The sequence below is a fragment of the Burkholderia sp. Ac-20365 genome (assembly GCF_017104715.1).
Taxonomy (GTDB): domain Bacteria; phylum Pseudomonadota; class Gammaproteobacteria; order Burkholderiales; family Burkholderiaceae; genus Paraburkholderia.
Genome location: NZ_JAAGPI010000032.1, coordinates 73969 through 92002, shown reverse-complemented (window position 1 = coordinate 92002; position 18034 = coordinate 73969). Strand labels below are relative to the sequence as shown.

The 18034-nt window shown below is 64.8% G+C and carries 15 protein-coding genes; 12 read left to right on the top strand and 3 right to left on the bottom strand.

The features are described from left to right. Nucleotides 1–258 precede the first annotated feature (258 nt). From pgaA to G3O01_RS35055, 9 genes are all read left to right on the top strand, one after another. Complete coding sequence (gene pgaA, locus G3O01_RS35095) at nucleotides 259–2304, top strand: poly-beta-1,6 N-acetyl-D-glucosamine export porin PgaA (protein WP_205811587.1); 2046 nt, start codon at nucleotides 259–261, stop codon at nucleotides 2302–2304. A 6-nt stretch (nucleotides 2305–2310) separates the two neighbouring features. After that, nucleotides 2311–4353: a poly-beta-1,6-N-acetyl-D-glucosamine N-deacetylase PgaB gene (gene pgaB, locus G3O01_RS35090; protein WP_205811586.1), complete on the top strand. Its 2043-nt coding sequence runs from the start codon at nucleotides 2311–2313 to the stop codon at nucleotides 4351–4353. A gap of 67 nt (nucleotides 4354–4420) precedes the next feature. Further along, nucleotides 4421–5710, top strand: a complete 1290-nt coding sequence (gene pgaC, locus G3O01_RS35085) for a poly-beta-1,6-N-acetyl-D-glucosamine synthase (protein WP_241024535.1) — start codon at nucleotides 4421–4423, stop codon at nucleotides 5708–5710. Between the two features lie 67 nt (nucleotides 5711–5777). After that, nucleotides 5778–6230: a hypothetical protein gene (locus tag G3O01_RS35080; RefSeq protein ID WP_205811584.1), complete on the top strand. Its 453-nt coding sequence runs from the start codon at nucleotides 5778–5780 to the stop codon at nucleotides 6228–6230. Between the two features lie 44 nt (nucleotides 6231–6274). Next, nucleotides 6275–8104 (top strand): glutamine--fructose-6-phosphate transaminase (isomerizing), encoded by a 1830-nt coding sequence (glmS, locus tag G3O01_RS35075; protein ID WP_205811583.1) that lies wholly within the window; start codon nucleotides 6275–6277, stop codon nucleotides 8102–8104. A 9-nt stretch (nucleotides 8105–8113) separates the two neighbouring features. After that, nucleotides 8114–9340, top strand: a complete 1227-nt coding sequence (locus G3O01_RS35070) for a hypothetical protein (protein WP_205811582.1) — start codon at nucleotides 8114–8116, stop codon at nucleotides 9338–9340. A gap of 857 nt (nucleotides 9341–10197) precedes the next feature. Further along, nucleotides 10198–10563 (top strand): GFA family protein, encoded by a 366-nt coding sequence (locus G3O01_RS35065; RefSeq protein ID WP_205811581.1) that lies wholly within the window; start codon nucleotides 10198–10200, stop codon nucleotides 10561–10563. A gap of 78 nt (nucleotides 10564–10641) precedes the next feature. After that, nucleotides 10642–11388: a response regulator gene (locus G3O01_RS35060; RefSeq protein WP_205811580.1), complete on the top strand. Its 747-nt coding sequence runs from the start codon at nucleotides 10642–10644 to the stop codon at nucleotides 11386–11388. Then, nucleotides 11385–12716, top strand: a complete 1332-nt coding sequence (locus G3O01_RS35055) for an ATP-binding protein (protein WP_205811579.1) — start codon at nucleotides 11385–11387, stop codon at nucleotides 12714–12716. The genes G3O01_RS35060 and G3O01_RS35055 overlap by 4 nt, the downstream gene beginning before the upstream one ends. Nucleotides 12717–12724: 8 nt before the next feature. On the opposite strand, the gene G3O01_RS35050 is transcribed toward G3O01_RS35055, so the two are convergent. Then, entirely contained in the window at nucleotides 12725–13609 is an 885-nt protein-coding gene (locus G3O01_RS35050) for a LysR substrate-binding domain-containing protein (RefSeq protein WP_205811578.1), read from the bottom strand. Between the two features lie 96 nt (nucleotides 13610–13705). Here G3O01_RS35050 and G3O01_RS35045 point away from each other — a divergent pair, with 96 nt between their 5' ends. The 3 genes from G3O01_RS35045 to G3O01_RS35035 all read left to right on the top strand — a co-directional run bounded on the left by G3O01_RS35045 (nucleotide 13706) and on the right by G3O01_RS35035 (nucleotide 15549). Beyond that, nucleotides 13706–14632: a nitrilase-related carbon-nitrogen hydrolase gene (locus G3O01_RS35045; RefSeq protein ID WP_205811577.1), complete on the top strand. Its 927-nt coding sequence runs from the start codon at nucleotides 13706–13708 to the stop codon at nucleotides 14630–14632. A gap of 136 nt (nucleotides 14633–14768) precedes the next feature. Then, entirely contained in the window at nucleotides 14769–15221 is a 453-nt protein-coding gene (locus G3O01_RS35040; RefSeq protein WP_205811576.1) for an SET domain-containing protein-lysine N-methyltransferase, read from the top strand. Between the two features lie 76 nt (nucleotides 15222–15297). Further along, nucleotides 15298–15549, top strand: a complete 252-nt coding sequence (locus G3O01_RS35035; RefSeq protein WP_205811575.1) for a hypothetical protein — start codon at nucleotides 15298–15300, stop codon at nucleotides 15547–15549. A 286-nt stretch (nucleotides 15550–15835) separates the two neighbouring features. On the opposite strand, the gene G3O01_RS35030 is transcribed toward G3O01_RS35035, so the two are convergent. Together G3O01_RS35030 and G3O01_RS35025 are read right to left on the bottom strand one after the other, a co-directional pair. Further along, nucleotides 15836–17272 (bottom strand): ATP-binding protein, encoded by a 1437-nt coding sequence (locus G3O01_RS35030; RefSeq protein ID WP_205811574.1) that lies wholly within the window; start codon nucleotides 17270–17272, stop codon nucleotides 15836–15838. Next, complete coding sequence (locus G3O01_RS35025) at nucleotides 17269–17928, bottom strand: response regulator (protein ID WP_205811573.1); 660 nt, start codon at nucleotides 17926–17928, stop codon at nucleotides 17269–17271. Before G3O01_RS35025 ends, G3O01_RS35030 begins: the two co-directional genes overlap by 4 nt. Nucleotides 17929–18034 lie beyond the last annotated feature (106 nt).

The window sequence follows — 18034 nt, the reverse complement described above, 5'->3', positions numbered from 1 at the left end:
AATTACGGTTTCCTTGCGGCGGTGTTTATGAAGAAAACCCTTAACGCAAAAGGTTGAGCGGGGTGCTGGTACGGACTTCGCTATAGCCTCGCCGCGCAAATGACGAGGCCGGTGCGCAATGCAACAACCGGCCATCGAAACAAGACGCTGAACTTCACGCCTCTCCACAGGCTACGCGACGTTGTTGCTCTCCATGCACCATTTGCATGGTGCGGGGACTCGCTTTGTCTGGAGGTTGGCATCGACAAGCGAGGAACCATGAAAACGAAACGCTCTAGCCGACGCAAGCACGCCGCAGTCAAGGCGACCGCCTTGGTGCTGGTGCTGCTTGCGCGCGACTACTGCGCCGCGCAGCCGACCACTGCGTCCGAAACCACGGGGAAAGTCGCAGAAGGACATGTTGCACAAGGCAAGGTAGAGACGGAGCGCGACCAGCTCCGCAAACGCATCTTCGCGGAAGCGGGCGCGGGCGCCGCGCAGCTTGCGCTCCAGGAAGCGCGCGCGAGCCGCGACGCATTTTCCGATCACGACCTGTTCCAGATCGAAGCGCTTGTCGTCGAAACGGAAGTGCATTGGGGCCGGCAGCAATCGCTGGCTTCCGACGAGCCCGACCGTCTCGCACAGACGAAGACGGCGCTTGCGCATATCGACGATATGCTCGCGCGCATGCCGTCAACCGACGACTACGCGGACGTGCGTCGTTCGGTGCTCGTGGAAAAGGTCGCGGCCCTGCAGGGTGTGGGTCGCATGAAGGAGGCGACGGCGCTCTACGAGGACCTGTCGCGCTCGAACCAGCCGATGCCCGCGCGCACGTATGCTGCAGCCGGCGACGCGTACACCTACATCGACCAGCCGCGCAAGGCCGCGCCCGCGTATGAGCGCGCGTTGCAGACGCCTGTCGAACCGCTCGTGCCGTCCGTCGAGCCGCATGCGTTAAAGCGCATCGACGTACAGGAAGGGCTCTTTTTCGCGTACCTCGATTCGGGCCGCTACGACAATGCGCAGCAACTGCTCAAGGAGATTTCCGCCAGCACGCCGATTCGCGCCGATCTGTCCGAGCACCCGGAAGACGTCAACGAAGACTACGGCCGTGTGAAGAAGCTGCAGGCGCAGTACCTGCTCTACACCGACCGCACGCGCGAAGGCGTCGCCGCGCTCGACGAACTGCGTCACGAAGCACCGTTCGATCCCGCGCTGATCAGCGCGCGCTCGGATGCATCGCTCGTGCAGCAGCGTCCGCATGAAGCGCAGAAGGTCTATGAAGGTACGCTCGTCGATCACCCCGGCGACATCGAAACGCTCGCGGGTCTCGGCCGCACGGCGCTCGAACTCGGCCAGTACGATCGTGCCGCGGACGTCAACGCGACCTTCAGCGACCGCTTCCCCGACAACAACACGGTGAAGACGTTTCAGGAGGATTACGCGGCGTACAAGAGCCCGCAGCTGATCATCGCGGGCAACGGGCAGAAGGGTAATTCGGTGCTCGCCGACGAAAACTGGGGCATCGATACGCAGCTCTACTCGATGCCGCTTGCGAACTACTGGCGCGTGTTTGCGCATCAGTTCAGCGGTCGCGCGAACACGGGCGACGGCGACAGCGTGAGCCGCATCCGTAACGGCATCGGCGCGGACTTCCGCTTTCATGGCATCGACGCAGCGGCGGAAGTCGACCGCTCGACGGGACCGCAGGCGAAGACGGGCGGCGCAGGCAGTCTCGCGTACGCACCCGACGACCGCTGGCGTTTTTCGGCTGGCGTGGACAGCAACGTCAACACACTGCCGTGGAAAGCGTACCAGGCAGGCGTCACGGGCCGCGCGGCAACGGGCGGCGTGCGCTACAGCGTCGACGATTACCGCTACCTCGACCTCACCTATGGCGCCACGCGCTACAGCGACACCAACCTGAATCAGGCGTGGGTCGCCACGTGGTACGAGCGTCTGATCAACACGCCGAGCCATCTCGTCGCAACGTGGGTCGAGCTCAACACGACCAGCAACACGCTCGCGAACACCTCGTACTTCGCGCCGCATCGCGATATGACGGCACAGCTCACGGCGATGTACCAGTGGACCTCGTGGCGCAACGCGGACCAGTCGCTCGCGAACCGCGCGTACGCAACGGTTGGCGGCTACCGTCAGACGGATATCGGCAACAGCATGCTGTGGGAAGTGCGGCTCGAACAGCAATGGCAGTTCAGCGCGCATGCATCGCTCGCGTACGGCCTCGGCCTTTCCAGCCAGCGTCTCGACCACACGCGCGAGACCAGCAAGCTCATTTACCTGAACCTGAACATTCCCCTGTAGGTCATCATGGACAAGCTCAATCGCAGACGTTTTCTCGCATTCGCCGCCGGCCTCGCCGCCGTGCCCGCTGCGCAGGCCCGTATCGCGCTCGACCGCATGCCGCCGCCCGACGCGGACGATGGCCTGACCTTCCGCGTGCTCGCCATTCACGACATCCGCGACGATCTGCGCGCGGATGTGTCGACGGTCGCCGATACCTGCGCGATCAGCACGGCCACGCTCAACACGATCTTCGCGTGGCTGAAGGCGAAGGACTTCCGCCCGGTGAGCGTCGACCAGATCGTCGCATCGCGCAACGGCGGGCCGCGCCTGCCGCCGCGCGCCGTGCTGCTCACCTTCGACGACGCGTACAAGAGCCAGTTCACGCATGCGTTCCCGCTGCTGCAGCAGTACGGCTATCCCGCGCTGATCGGCGTCGTCACGCGGTGGACGGATACGCCCGCGGGCGACCCCGTGCGCATCAGCCACAAGTCGGTGATGCCGCCGGGCTACTTCATGAGCTGGGACGATCTGCGGGAGATGGCGAACTCCGGCCTCGTCGAAGTCGCGTCGCACACGCACGACATGCACCACGGCGCGCTCGCCAATCCGCAGGGCAACGAGCTGCCCGCCGCCAGCGCGCATCTGTACTACCCGCAACTGGAACGCTACGAAACGGATGAAGAGTACCAGGCGCGCGTGCACGACGATCTGAAGAAGAGCGTCGACATGATCCAGGACCGCACAGGCGTCGCGGTGCGCTCCGCGGTGTGGCCGTACGGCATGTACAACGCGGCGCTCATCAAGGCATCGCAGGCGCTCGGCATGTCCGTCCACTTCACGCTCGACGACGGCCCGAATACGCCCGACGTACCGCTCACGCAGATTCGCCGCCTGCTCGTGTCGTATGACTGGGACGTCGGCACGCTGATCGCGCAAATGCGTTCGTCGCGCTACTACCGCGGCGAGCACAATCCCGTCGAGCGCGTGGTGAATGTGTCGCTCGATGAGATGTACGACATCGACCCGAACAAGAGCGAAGAAAAGCTTGGCCGGCTGCTCGACCGCATCAAGGATCTCGAGCCGAAGTCCGTGTACCTGAAGGCGTACTGGGATCCCGACAACACGGGCGTCGCGCGCGCGATGTACTACCCGAGCCGCCATCTGCCGATGCGCGCGGACCTGTTCAACCGCGTCGCGTGGCAGCTGATCACACGCGCCGGCGTGCAGGTGTACGCTCGCATGCCGCTGCTCGCCTTCGATCTGCCGACGGGTCATGCCGCAGCAGGCCGCTTCGTCGAAGTCGCCGCCAACGCACCCGCCGACGCAAAGCATGGCCGCACGCCACGCCTGAGCCCGTTCGATCCCGTCGCGCGCCAGACCATCCAGGACATCTACGACGATCTCACACGCTATTCGAGCTTCAACGGCGTGGTGTTCGGCGCGGATGCAACATTGAACGCGTATGAAGATTCGAGCGCAGCGGCCTTGGCTGTGTATCGCTCGTGGGGCTTGCCGGGCGACATCGCGCAGATTCATGCATCCGACGATCTGATGCAGCGCTGGGCCAATGCCCGCACCGGCTATCTGAACACCTTCACGAACCAGCTTGCGGACCGCGTGCGCGCCTATCAGGGCGGCGGCAACGTACTGACGGCGCGCACGGTGCCCGCCGAGGCCGTGTTCGATGCGAACGCCGAGCGCAATTTCTCGCTGAGCCTCGCATCGGCGCTCGGGAACTACGACTTCGTCGCGCTGACGGCGGCGCCAGGCAGCACGGGCGAGCGCATCAGCGACGCATGGCTCGACAGCCTGCGGCAGACCGTGCTGAAGCAGCAGGGCGCGGTGGCCAAGACGGTGTTCGAGCTGCCCGCTATCAACCGCCAGACGCAGCAGCCTGTCGAAGCAGCCGTGCTGCGCGCGCAGATGAAGCGGCTCAACGCGGCGGGCGTCGTGCATATGGGCTACGGGCCGGACGACTTCCTGAAGAACCGGCCGGACACGACGGTACTGCGCGACGTGATGTCGGTGCAGAGCACGCTGAGAACGAATCAGGGGATGTTGGGTTGAGCACCGCGCGACGTATGCCGATCCACGCGATGCCAACCCGGACCAGGGGACCACAATGAAAAACGTAATGAGCGTTATCTCCAACTTCGTCTTCTACTATCCGCTGCTGATGGCGTATCTGTGGATGGTCGGAGGACTGCTGCACTATCTGCTGATCGAGCGCCGCGATGCCGGGCGCAAGACGGCGCCGCCGCTCGCGTCGTATCCGAAGGTGTCCGTCGTCGTGCCTTGCTACAACGAGGCCGACAACGTGCGCGAAGTGATCGCGTGTCTCGACCAGCTGAACTATCCGAACTACAACATCATCGCGATCAACGACGGCAGCCGCGACGAAACGGGCGCGATCCTGAACCAGCTGGTGAACGTGTATCCGAAGCTCGTCGTCGTGCATCAGCATCAGAACGAAGGCAAGGCGATCGGCCTGACGACGGCCGCGATGCTCTCGGATGCCGAGTACCTGATGTGCATCGACGGCGACTCGCTGCTCGATAAGGAAGCGATCGGCTGGATGCTGCGTCACTTCCTCGACGACGCGTCCGTCGGCGCAGTGACGGGCAATCCGCGCATCCGCACGCGCTCGTCGCTGCTCGGGCGCATGCAGGTGGGCGAGTTCTCGTCGATCGTCGGTCTCATCAAGCGCACGCAGCATATGTACGGGCGCCTGCTCACGGTGTCGGGCGTGGTGTCGATGTTCAGGAAGCGCGCACTCGAGGAAGTGGGCTACTGGAGTTCCGACATGCTGACGGAAGACATCGACATCAGCTGGAAGCTGCAGGTTCGGGGCTGGGGCGTTGACTTCGAATCGCGCGCACTGAGCTGGATCCTGATGCCCGAGACGTTCCGCGGCCTCTACAAACAACGTCTGCGCTGGGCGAAGGGCGGCATCCAGGTGCTCTTCAAGTATGCGGGTGCCGTGCTGTCCCGCCGCAACATGATGATGTGGCCGATCTTCGTCGAGTACGCGACCAGCATCGTGTGGGCGTATTGCATGCTGTTCACGCTGGTGATGATGGCGGCCACCGCGCTCTTCACGCTGCCCGAAAGCTGGCGCTTCGCATTCGTGCCGCGCGGCACGGGTGTGCTGCTGTTTGCCACCTGCTGTGTGCAGATCCTGATCGGCTGCCTGATCGATCGCCGCTACGACAAGAACCTGCTGCGCTATTTCGTCGACACCGTCTGGTATCCCGCCGCATTCTGGGCGATCAGCATGATCGCGTCCGTGATCGCGCTGCCGGGCGTGATCAGCCAGCGCCGCAGAAAGCGTGCGCGCTGGGTCAGCCCGGACCGCGGCATCCGCTCGGCGGGCGCAGTCTCGGCCGATGCATCGGCGGCGCTGCTCGCGCAACGCACGGAATGACGTACCGAAGCAGTTGAATTGACGCACTCGAATTGACAACGCAAGTCAACAGAATCAGGGGAACAACATGGAATACCCGATCATCGATGTTTCGAAGCAGTCCGTCGCCCAGTTCGCTACCGAAAGCAGCAAGGCGAAAGCCATGCGCGCCGTCGCGTGGTATCGCTTCGTGCGGCCGGCGCTCGTGCTCGGCACGTGGGTGCTGGCCGCGCTGTATATCCGCTGGTGTCTCGCGAATGCGAGCGAAGAAGAGCTGTCGCTCAATGCGTTCATGCCCGGTATCACGGGGATTGCGATCGTCGCGCTGTCGATGATCGTGTGGACCTTCGGCCGCCAGATGGATGCGATGAACACGGGCCGCGTGCGCCGCATGCCGCAGACGGCCGACACACCGGCGCCGCAAACGTCGCATGAAATTCCCGAAGGCGATGCGGGCCGCTGCCTCGTCGCGTATCACGACGACGACGGCATGATCTCGCACGTGATGAGCGTGCACCAGTTCGAGCGCGAAGCCGCGTAAGCGCGCTTCGCCACCGTAAAAATACACGCACCACGGAGACCACCATGTGCGGAATCGTAGGAGCAGTGGCACAGCGCGACGTCGTCGGCGTGCTGACGGAAGGGTTGCGCCGGCTCGAATATCGCGGCTATGACTCGTGCGGCGTCGCCGTCCTGCAGCACGGCGCGCCGCGCCGCGTGCGCAGCGTCGAGCGCGTGGCGAATCTCGCCGAGCAGGTTCAGGAAGCACGGCTGACAGGCACGATCGGCGTCGCGCACACGCGCTGGGCGACGCACGGCGCGCCCGTCACCGACAACGCGCACCCGATCTTTTCTCGCGACGAGATCGCGCTCGTGCACAACGGCATCATCGAAAATCACGAGTCGCTGCGCGATGAACTGAAAGCGCTCGGCTACGTGTTCGAATCGGATACCGACACGGAAGTGATCGCGCATCTGATTCATCACGTGCGGGAACAGGACGCATCGCGCGATCTGCTCACGGCTGTGCAGCGCGCGTTGCTGCGTCTGCGCGGCGCGTATGCGATCGCCGTGTTCGCGAAGAACGAGCCGGACCGGGTGATCGGCGCGCGCGCCGGTTCGCCGCTCGTGATCGGCGTGGGCGAGCGCGGCAACTATCTGGCGTCGGATGCGATGGCGCTGTCAGGCACGGCGGAACATTTCATCTTCCTCGAAGAAGGCGATATCGCGGTGCTGTCGTGCGACGGCGTGCATATCGTCGATCGCGATGGCGCGACCGTGCGCCGCGAAGTGCAGGCGCAGCACACGAGCCACTACGCGGCCGAACTCGGTCCGTACCGGCATTACATGCAGAAGGAAATCTTCGAACAACCCGACGTGGTCGCCGACGCGACGGAGCGCGTGCGCGCGATCACGCCCGCGCTGTTCGGCGCGAATGCGCAGCGCGCGTTCAGCGAGATCGATTCGCTGTTGCTGCTCGCGTGCGGCACGAGCTATTACTCCGCGTTGACGGCGAAGTACTGGTTCGAATCGATCGCGGGCATTCCGACGCAGGTCGAAATCGCGAGCGAATACCGGTATCGCGAGAGTGTGGTTAATCCGTGCGCGATGGTGGTGGTCGTGTCGCAATCGGGCGAAACAGCCGATACGCTCGCCGCGTTGAAGCATGCGCAGGCACTCGGTCATCACCACACGCTGGCGATCTGCAACGTGCCGCATAGCTCGATGATGCGGCTCACCGGGTTGCAGTACCTGACGGGCGCGGGCCCCGAGATCGGTGTTGCGTCGACCAAGGCTTTCACGACGCAACTGGTCGCGCTGTTCCTGCTCGCCCTCACGCTTGGCAAGGAACGCGGCCGCGTGAGCGCCGACGACGAAGTGCAGGCACTGCGCCAGTTGCATCATCTGCCTGCCGCGCTCAATAGCGTGCTGGCGCTGGAGCCGCAGCTCGTCGCGTGGGCGGAAGCGCTCGCGCGCAAGGATCACGCGCTGTTCCTCGGCCGTGGCGTGCACTATCCGATCGCACTGGAAGGCGCGCTCAAGCTCAAGGAAATCTCGTATGTGCACGCGGAAGCGTATCCGGCGGGCGAGCTGAAGCACGGGCCGCTGGCGATCGTCACGAACGAGATGCCTGTCATCACGATCGCGCCGAACGACGCGCTGCTCGAAAAGCTCAAGTCGAACATGCAGGAAGTGCGCGCGCGCGGCGGCCAGCTGTTCGTGCTCGCCGATGCCGGCACGAAGATCGCCAGTGCCGACGGCTTGCGCGTGATCCAGTTGCCCGAGCACTACGGGCCGCTGTCGCCGATCCTGCATGTGGTGCCGCTGCAATTGCTCGCGTATCACACGGCCTGTGCGCGCGGCACCGACGTCGACAAGCCGCGCAATCTCGCGAAATCGGTCACGGTGGAGTGAAGGGCGCTCATGCGGACTCTGTTTGCAGTACTCGCCGTGGCGGCCGCCACGGTGGGCCCGATCTGCGCTGTCGCGCCCGCGCATGCGGGCGCGACGAAGAACGCCAAACCCGCCAAAGCGGCGAGCGTGCCGACGGGCGACTTGCGTGCCTATATGCACGGTATCGGCGCGATCACGGATGCGCAGGGCGTGACCACTGTGTTCTTCAGCAGCTCGGGCCTGCCACCACGCGGTGCGGGCCGCGATCGCAACTGGACGCACGATGTCTATATCGCGCGCTGGACGCCGCAGCGGGCGTTGCTCGATCGTCCGCGCGTGTTCATCAGCCGGCCGGAGGCGCAGGAGCCTGTTTCCGTCGCGCAGAACGACACGGGACGCGTGATGGTGTCGTTCGAGGATGGCTGGAATACGCCGAATGAAGTCAGTCAGCGTTATGGCGTCTATACATCCGATCTGAAGGACGTGAAGCCGTATCCGAACGATGTGCTGTCGGGCGGGCATTCGGGCCATGTCGCCGCTGTCGGCTCGCGCTTCGTCGTGTTTTATTCGAACGACTGGGTGAACGGCGGCGGCGTCGACAATCTCGGCACGGGCAACGGCGTCTATGTGAAAACCTACGACACCGACGGTGCGCTGCTGCAAGCCGTCGATGTCGCGCCGCGCACGCGCGAATGGTGGCCGATGATCGCCGGCTCGCCGACGCGCGCGCTGCTCGTGTGGCAACAATACGTGAGCGGCGAGACCTATGCACGGCTGAAGGTGGCGACGCTGGATCCCGCGACTGGCGCGCTTAGCGAGCCGCGTGTGATCGCCGACAGGCTGTTGTATTACACCTATTCGGCGGCGTATGTGCCGTCCGTCGACCGCTTCGTCGTGGTCGCGACGACCGACAAGGGGCAGGGTTTCGCGCAGTTGATCGACGCGAACGGGCAGACCACGGCGACGCTCGATTGCATGCCGGCGTCAGTGCGGGAGGCGGGCATTGCCGTGATTGGCGAACGGGCGTTTGTGCCCGCGCAGGACGGGCGGTTGCTGCATCTGAAGTTGACGCCGACGTCGATCGAGCTGGCAGGTACGCAGCCTTCGCCGATTGCGTGGACCTATACGGGTAGTGTCGGGCTGGTGCGTTCGTCGACGCAGTTGCATTGGGTTGGGACGAGTCCCAAAGGGTTGCAGGAGGCGGATTTTGATCTGGATGTTGCGACGGCGCCAGGGAGGAGGGATTTGTGTCGGTAGGGGTTGGGTTTGGTTTGGTTTGGTTTGGTTTGGTTTGCTTGTGTTTTTGCTGGCATCCGCGTTTTGTTACTGGTGCTTCACGCGTTGCCCCTGTGCGGGGCGGCACTTACTTTCTTTGCCGCCGCAAAGAAAGTAAGCAAAGAAAGCGGGCTAACACCGCCCGTTCTTGACCACTGCCTGAGGGCCCCCAACGGTTCTTCCACTTCAAACGGCAACCTGCCATTCAATGCCCGTTGCCAACGCTTCGGCTAGTCGCCTCACCCGCTTCAATCACCCGTAGCGCTGCCAGCGGCAGCGAATGGTTTGCGCCGCCCAGGTGGCAAACTGTGTGTAGGTCGTAGTGCTCCACACGTCAGCGCTCTTACGACACCGATCGTGTTTTTCAGTCCGGAGTGGAGTACATAAGCCGCGAAAGCCGACACACAGTTTGCCGCTATAGAACGTGCGCAATTTGATCGCGCATGGGGCGACGCGGGTGCGTGAAGCGGGTGAGGCGCTCAATAAGATGGCTGGCAGCGGGCATCGAGAAGAGCGACGCCGCGAACAGGACGGGGCCGTTGGGGGCCCGTGGGCAAAAACAGGAGCTTGCGGTGTTCAGCGGCTTTCTTTGCTTACTTTCTTTGCCGCGGCAAAGAAAGTAAGTGCCGCCCCGCACAGGGGCAACGCGTGAAGAACCAATAACAAAACGCGGATGCCAGCAAAAGCACAAGCAAACCGACCCAGCGTCGCGCAGACAAACCAAAAAACCCCCATTTTTTGTATCCCCATACCCTCCAGATACATTACGACACAAACCCGGATACGCGGCAGCGTATAACTGCGTCATCGCAATCAGCCAGCAAACGAGGACCCTCGCCATGCCAACTCATCACGGCTCATGCCATTGCGGCGCCGTCCAGTTCGAAGTCGACACGCCCGTCACGCCCGCCGTGCGCTGTAATTGCAGTCTGTGCCGCCGCAAGGGCGCGCTGATGTCGCCGTTCTTCCCGGCCAACGCGCTGCGCATCACGTCGGGCGAAGACAGCCTGACGCTGTACCAGTTCAACACGCAGGTCGCGAAGCACTACTTCTGCAAGCAGTGCGGCATCTATCCGTTTCATCAGACACGCAAGGATCCGAACCTGTGGCGCGTGAATCTCGGCTGTCTGGACGACGTCGATCCGTATGCGCTGGAGTCATCGGTGGCGGATGGCAAGAGCCTGTCCGTGGTCGAGGACGCCTGAACGACGCTTACAGCACGCATCAAGCACGCATCAAGCACGCGTAAGATAAGCGAACTCTGGCAGGCGAAGGAGCCTCGTGTGGACAAAACGGATCATGTTCTGATCGTCGACGACGACCGCGATATTCGCGAGCTGGTCGGCACGTATCTCACCCGGAATGGCGTGCGCGTGACGCTCGCGTCGGGCGGCCGGCAGATGCGCGCCGCGCTCGCCGACGAGCGGCCCGACCTGATCGTGCTCGATCTGATGCTGCCCGGCGAAAGCGGCCTCGACCTGTGCCGCGAACTGCGCGCGGGCGAGTTTCAGACCATCCCGATCCTGATGCTGACGGCGCTCAGCGAAGAAACCGACCGCGTGGTCGGCCTCGAAATGGGCGCCGACGACTACCTCGCCAAGCCGTTCGCGGTGCGTGAACTGCTGGCGCGCATCCGCGCCATTTTGCGGCGGGCGCGCATGATGCCGTCGGGCGGCGATCCTGAACCGGCGGGCGGCGCGCATTTCCTGCGCTTCGGCGACTGGCGGCTCGATACCATCGGCCGCAATCTGATCGACAGCGACGGCACGATGGTCGCACTGAGCGGCGCCGAATACCGGCTGCTGCGCGTGTTCGTCGATCATCCGCAGCGCGTGCTGACGCGCGACCAGCTGCTCACGCTCACGCAAGGGCGGCAGACCGAGCCGTTCGACCGCTCGATCGACCTGCTCGTGAGCCGCGTGCGCCAGCGTCTGGGCGACGACGCGCGCGAACCGCGCTACATCAAGACCCTGCGTAACGAAGGCTATGTGTTCTCGTCGCTCGTCACACCCGAGGACAACGGCGGATGAACGCAGTTATGAACCGGCTGCATGGGCTGTGGCCGCCGCGCACGCTGTTCGTGCGGCTGTCGCTGATCTTCGTTGCGGGGTTGCTCGCCGCGCAGACGCTGTCGTTCTGGCTCACGATGACCGAGCGCAACGAGGCGACCATGCACGTGATGGTCGGCTACATCGGCCAGGAAGTGACCAGTTCCGTCGCGCTGCTGGACCGGCTGACGCCCGCCGAGCGCGAGGAATGGCTGCCCAAGCTCGGGCGGCGCACCTATCGCTTCGTGCTCGGTCCGGGCACGCGCGGCATGCCGCCGGACGCGAAGCTGTCGCAGGAAATCGGTGAATCGATCGCCAAGGACATCGGCTCGCGCTACAAGGTGACCGCCAACGCCGTGCCCGGCGAGCGCGAGCATCTCGAAGTGCACCTCACGCTGAGCGACGGCACGCCGCTCACCATCGACATGCATCCGATGCACGGCATCCCGCTGTCGCCGTGGCTCCCGCTGGTGCTGATCGCGCAACTGGCGCTGCTCGCCGGGTGCGCGTGGCTCGCCGTGCGTCTCGCGACCCGGCCGCTCGAGCGTCTCGCGCGTGCCGCCGATACGCTCGGCCCCGATCTCGCGCCCGCTGCGCTGCCCGAAGACGGGCCGGAGGAAGTGGCGCGCGCGTCGAAGGCCTTCAATGCGATGCAGGCGCGCATCGGTATCTATATGCGCGAGCGGCTGCAGATTCTCGCGGCGATTTCGCACGATCTGCAAACGCCCATCACGCGCATGCGGCTGCGCGCCGATCTGCTCGACGACGAAACCGAGCGGGCCCGCCTGCAAAAAGATCTGAAGGAAATGGAGCTGCTGGTGCGCGAGGGCGTCGCCTACGCGCGCACGCTGCACGGCGCCGATGAAAAGCCGGTCCGCGTCGATCCCGATGCGCTGATCGAAAGCATGGTCAGCGACTATGCGGATGCGGGCGACCCTGTCTCGCTGACGGGTCATGTCGGCAAGCCAGTGACGATGCGTCCGCAGGCGCTGCGGCGTATTCTCGGCAATCTGATCGACAACGCGCTCAAGTACTCGGGGCATGAAGCGGTGTCGGTGGAAGTGAGCGTCGATACAGCGCGCGGACATCAGTTGTCTATCGCCGTGCTCGATCGCGGCCCCGGCATTCCGCAGGAACTGCTCGATGCCGTGTTCCAGCCGTTCTACCGGATCGAAAGCTCGCGCAACCGCGAGACGGGCGGCACGGGGCTGGGGCTCGCAATCGCAAAGCAGCTCGCGCAGTCGATGTGCGCGACGCTCACCTTGCGCAACCGCGAAGGCGGCGGCCTGGAAGCGCGCCTCACGCTATAGATACATGCTCACGCCTGCGCGCCATGCTTCGTCGCGGCGCGCACGTAGTCGACGAAGCGCATCACGACTGGGTCTTCCCGTTGCGTCTGCCACGCAAGCCCGACGCGCCATTGCGCTGACGCGTCCTTCAGACGCAGCACTTTCGCGTCGCGCAGCAGATGTTCCGCGCGCGACGGCACGAACGCCACCCCGACACCCGCGGCGACGCCTGCCAGCACCGACTGAAAATCGTCCGCCTGCTGGATCACGCGCGGCGCGAAGCCACGTTCGGCGCACCATGCGTCGATCATCGCGGCCGTTCCCGGCCCCTTGTTGCGCGCCAGTGAAATAAAACCCAGCTCGTTCAGTTCTTCCAGTCTCGCGGGCAGGCGTTTCCATTTCGCCTGCTGCGGCACCGCGATCGCGAGCGTTTCGTCGATCACGGCGAACGCCGACAGACCCGCGCTTGCGGGCAGGCGCAGGAAGCCGACGTCGAGTTTGCCCGCGAACAGGCGCCGCGTCTGCTCCGCCGACGACAGATCGTTCAGGCTCACGCCGATCTGCGGATGCTGCGCGCGATACGCGGCGATCAAGGGTGGCGCGAGCGTCAGCGTCGACAGACACAGGCCGATGCGCAGATGACCGCGTCGTCCGCTGCTCGCCTCGCGCGCGCGGGTGAGCACGTCGTCGGCATCGCGCACGAGCGCTTGCGCGTCGGCCAGGAACACCTCGCCGAAGGCCGTCAGCTCGGCACCGTGACGGCCGCGCTCGAACAGCCGCCCGCCGAGGCTCGTTTCGAGCGCGACGATCTGCTTGCTCAACGCGGGTTGGCTCAGATGCAGCGCCTCGGCGGCGCGGCCGAAATGGCGCAGATCCGTGACGGTCAGGAACGCGCGCAGCAGACGGATTTCCATTCTTGATGGTTATCATATCGATCGAATTATTCATTTTACGGATCGAACGGCCAGCGGTCCAATGGAGGTGTTTCTTACTGTCATCGGATCTCCGCCATGTTCACTTTGCCTTCAGCAGCGCTGCGAGTCGCGTCGATTCCGTTCGAAGCCCGTCGCGGCGAGATCGATCACAACACCGACCACGTCGTCGCGCGTATCGAGCAGGCGGCGCGCGAACGCGTCGGTCTTGCGGTGTTTCCCGAAGCCTGCCTGACAGGCGGCATGGACGCGGGCGCGTCGGCGGACAGGCTCAGAACGCATCGATCGCAGATGAAGTCGCTTGCGGCGAGCGTCGATAGCGAAGGCGTACGGGCCGTCGCCGATGCGGTCGACCGAACGGGTGTGGCAGCGGGCGTCGGCTTGATCGAACGCGCGTCGAGCGGCGATCTGTATAGCAGTTATGTCGTATGCCTGCCGGGCGGCGAGCGGCACGTGCACCGCAAGCTGCAACGCGATGGCGAGCGGCATATCGCACGCGGCGACGGCTTTACCGTGTTCGATGCGCAGGCGGGCTGGCGGATTGCCGTGCTGATCGGCGGCGACAACTATCTGGTGGAGAACGCGCGGATGGCGGCTTTGCTCGGCGCCGCGTTGCTGGTTGCGCCGCATGCGCAGGCAGATGAAACGGCGGCCGCCGATCAGGCACGCGCATGGATGCACCGCACGCTGCCGGCGCGCGCGCTCGACAACGGCATGTTCGTCGTCTACAGCGAAACGGGCGATGGCGCGATCGTCGATCCGTGCGGCAAGCTGATCGCGCAACGCGCGGGCGGCGACGACATGATTGCGGCGGACCTCGATCCCGCCGCGCTCGGCGCGAGCCCGGCGCACGGCTGGTTCGAGGCACGCCGCCCGGATCTGTATGCGCGGCTCGCTCGTGAAGCGGATCCCGATGCGCCGGTTTTCGAGCCGCGCAGCGCAGGCGCGCGCGGCGCGGTGGCGGTGAGCGTTGCGGTCGTGAAGCGCACGGGCACGCGCTTCTGATGAGCTAATGAACGCAACCCGTCGACCCATCCTCAAGCTCCCGATGCAAACAACACAACGAACATACGCACTTCGATAACAGCACATTTTTTTCGCGCCCTATACTTGATCGATCCAACCTCTTTCAAAGCGGGCCATGCGTCGTTTATCAGTCAAGCGGTCGCCGATTCACGGCAAAGGTGTGTTCGCACTCTGCGCGCTCGCAGCGGGGGAACGCATCATCGAATACAAGGGCGAAGTGACGTCGTGGCGGCGCGCCGCGCGGCGTATCGAACGGACGGGCGACTATGGACACACGTTCGTGTTCGGGCTTTCGGACGGGCGCGTGATCGACGGCAGCATCGGCGGCAATAGCGCGCGCTGGCTGAACCATGCATGCAAGGCCAACTGCGAGGCGGTCGAGATCGACGGACGCGTGTTCATCGAAGCCGCCGTCGATATCCAGCGCGGCGAAGAACTGTTCATCACGTATGGACTCGCCGTCGACGACCCGCAGGACGAAGAAACACGCCGGCAGTACGCATGCCGTTGCGGATCACCGGCTTGCCGCGGCACGATGCTCGCCGGCAACGAGGAAGCGCATGTCTGACGCATGACCGGCGGCGCCCGGCGAGGACGGATGCCTGCCTGTGATACAGTGCCCGCAGCGTTCCAGAGAGGCGTCCATGACAAACCGACCACGGAAGACCCTGCAATCCCCGGCACCGACCTTGCCGATGTTGCTGATAGAACTGGAGGCATCGCTGCCGTCGATGATGGCACAGCCCGCTTCGTTCTCGAACGCGCTCGCGCGTGTGTGCCGATGCCTCGATCGTGCCAGCAAGCCGATGCGCCAGCGCAAGCCGCGCGCAGCGCGTCCCGCCCGCGCGAAAACCGCGCGCGTCGATATGCCGATGTCGCTGCCACTGTTTCCCTGATGCACGAATGAGCGCCGCCCGCATCGCGGCGAGCCATTCATTTCAACTTTCCCTCTTTTCTTCACCCGCACCCTGGCGGCGCCAGACGCCTGAATGCGCCTCGCCTGGCGCACGGCTCATCGCGTGCGATAGAAGCCGTCGCCTATCATGCGGTGGAGCATGCCACGGGTCTCATGCCGCGTTCCCAGCGGAAGACGGACGACGCAACGTTGTCACACGTCCGTCATGGTTGACACGAGAGCCGAACATGCGCCTGCAGCGCGCATCGATATCATTCCCGGTCGCGTCAGGCGGTTGGCGTCGCGCTGTCCACTCCCACGCCGGGCGCGCGCGGAAACGCGATCTGCACGGCGAGCCCGCGCCGTCCGACACCCGAGCCGATATGCACCTGTGCATTGAAATGCGCAGCGATGCGCGCAACGATCGATAGCCCCAGGCCGCTGCCATTACCGCTCGCCGATGCCGACGCGCCGCGAAAAAAGCGGTCGGTGAGGCGCAGCCGCTCTTCGTCGGTGACGCCGGGGCCGTTGTCGGAGACGGTGATCGTGACGGTCTGCGCATCGGCCAGCACGCTGATGTGCACGCGTCCAGCCGTCTCGCCGTACTTGATCGCGTTGTCGAGCAGGTTGTCGATCAGCGTGCGGGCCAGCGTGCGGTCCGCTTCGACTTCGGCGTCGCGCTCGCCCGACAGTACGACGATCATCGCCTTGTCTTCGGCCTGTTGCGCACGAAAAGCGATCGCCTCGCCGGCGACCTCGTAAAGCGGCACGCGTGCCGTCGCCACCATGTCGCGCTCGTCGAGCCGCGCGAGCAGCAGCAACTGCTCGGCCAGATGCGCGCTGCGGTCGACGCCCTGAACCACGCGGCGCATCGCCTGTTGCTGCTGCGCGGCGTCGTGCGCGGCAAGCGCGACCTGCGCCTGGACCTTGATCGCGGCAAGCGGCGTTTTCAGTTCGTGCGCGGCGTCGGCCGTGAAGGCGCGTTCGCGCAGGATCGACTGTTGCAGCCTTGCGAGCAGCTGGTTGATCGCGTCGACGAGCGGCCGCACTTCCGCAGGCGACGGATTGACGTGAATCGGCTCGAGGTTGCGGCTGTCGCGCGTGCGCACAGCCTTGGAGATCGTCGACAGCGGCCGGAAGCTGTGGCCCACGCTGAACCAGACCAGCAGCGCGAGCACGGGCAGGGCGAAGACGATGGGACGCGCAATGCGGCTCGCGACGCCCGTGGTCAGGTCGCTGCGCATGTTGGCGGGTTCGAACACGCGCACGGTGCGGCCCGACGCGCTGTCGGTCAACGCGTAGGCGAGCCACGGCCGCCCATCCACGCTCATTGTGTGCACATCCTGCGCGGCGTCGCCGGGATCGGTCGGCCGATGCGCGGGCTTGATCCCTGTGCTGGCGGCGATCACGTTGCCCGCTGCATCGCGGACTTCGAACAGCGCATAACGCGGCTGGGCGTCGGAGTCGTCATCGACGGCAGGCGACGCGCGCGTGTATTCGTTGCGCACGTCGATTCCGGCAGTGGCGAGCCGCGTGAGGTTCGGCGCGTCGAGCTGGATCAGCAGATGCGCGAGCTGAATGAGGCGCGCCTTGTCCCATTCGTCGACTTCGCGCGTCGCGTTGCTGAAGCTCCATGCGAACATCACCGCCCACACGGCGCCGACGCTGACGAGAATCAGCCACATCAGACGCCGCCGGATCGACGTCGAGTGCGCGACCGTCATGTCTTGTCCACGACGTAGCCGAAGCCGCGCACCGTGCGGATGGCATCGCCGCCGAGCTTCTTGCGCAGGTTCGACACGTGAACTTCGATCGCATTGCTCTCGACTTCCTCGTGCCAGCCGTACAGGCTCTCCTCGATACGCGCACGCGGCTGCGGCACGCCCGCGTGCGTGAGCAGGTGGATCAGCACGGCCCATTCGCGCGCGGTGAGCGGCACGCGCACGCCGCTCTTCGATACCGTCTGCGCGACGGGGTCGACGCTCAGGTCGCGCCATACGATCAGTTCGCTGCCGCGTCCCTGCGAGCGGCGGATCAGCGCGCGGCAGCGCGAGATCAGTTCCGCGAGATCGAACGGCTTGCCCAGATAGTCGTCGGCGCCGGCGTCGAGGCCGCGCACCTTGTCGGCGGACGTGTCCTTCGCGGTCAGCACGAGAACGGGCACGGCGTTGCCGCGCTGGCGCAGCGATTTCAGCAACTCCATACCAGAGAGCTTCGGCAAGCCGAGGTCGAGCACCACGAGCATGTAGTGCGTGGTCGCGAGGACGATATCGGCATGCTGGCCGTCGCGCGCCCAGTCTACGGTGAAGCCCGCGTTACGCAACGCGACTTCGAGCCCGCTGCCGATCAGGTCGTCGTCTTCTACGAGAAGTATGCGCATGGTGGGTACGGCGTATTGTGTTTGCTACGAGTCTAGCGCCGTTTTCGCGTGTGTACGTGCGCGGGCCGTCATTTGAGGGCGTTAAGCTTTTCTTCAGGATTGCGCC

Excerpts from the sequence above, each read along its gene's own strand:
- pgaA (WP_205811587.1), top strand. The coding sequence starts at position 259 with ATGAAAACGAAACGCTCTAGCCGACGCAAGCACGCCGCAGTCAAGGCG.
- pgaB (WP_205811586.1), top strand. The coding sequence starts at position 2,311 with ATGGACAAGCTCAATCGCAGACGTTTTCTCGCATTCGCCGCCGGCCTC.
- pgaC (WP_241024535.1), top strand. The coding sequence starts at position 4,421 with ATGAGCGTTATCTCCAACTTCGTCTTCTACTATCCGCTGCTGATGGCG.
- G3O01_RS35080 (WP_205811584.1), top strand. The coding sequence starts at position 5,778 with ATGGAATACCCGATCATCGATGTTTCGAAGCAGTCCGTCGCCCAGTTC.
- glmS (WP_205811583.1), top strand. The coding sequence starts at position 6,275 with ATGTGCGGAATCGTAGGAGCAGTGGCACAGCGCGACGTCGTCGGCGTG.
- G3O01_RS35070 (WP_205811582.1), top strand. The coding sequence starts at position 8,114 with ATGCGGACTCTGTTTGCAGTACTCGCCGTGGCGGCCGCCACGGTGGGC.
- G3O01_RS35065 (WP_205811581.1), top strand. The coding sequence starts at position 10,198 with ATGCCAACTCATCACGGCTCATGCCATTGCGGCGCCGTCCAGTTCGAA.
- G3O01_RS35055 (WP_205811579.1), top strand. The coding sequence starts at position 11,385 with ATGAACGCAGTTATGAACCGGCTGCATGGGCTGTGGCCGCCGCGCACG.
- G3O01_RS35050 (WP_205811578.1), bottom strand. The coding sequence starts at position 13,609 with ATGGAAATCCGTCTGCTGCGCGCGTTCCTGACCGTCACGGATCTGCGC.
- G3O01_RS35045 (WP_205811577.1), top strand. The coding sequence starts at position 13,706 with ATGTTCACTTTGCCTTCAGCAGCGCTGCGAGTCGCGTCGATTCCGTTC.
- G3O01_RS35040 (WP_205811576.1), top strand. The coding sequence starts at position 14,769 with ATGCGTCGTTTATCAGTCAAGCGGTCGCCGATTCACGGCAAAGGTGTG.
- G3O01_RS35035 (WP_205811575.1), top strand. The coding sequence starts at position 15,298 with ATGACAAACCGACCACGGAAGACCCTGCAATCCCCGGCACCGACCTTG.
- G3O01_RS35030 (WP_205811574.1), bottom strand. The coding sequence starts at position 17,272 with ATGACGGTCGCGCACTCGACGTCGATCCGGCGGCGTCTGATGTGGCTG.
- G3O01_RS35025 (WP_205811573.1), bottom strand. The coding sequence starts at position 17,928 with ATGCGCATACTTCTCGTAGAAGACGACGACCTGATCGGCAGCGGGCTC.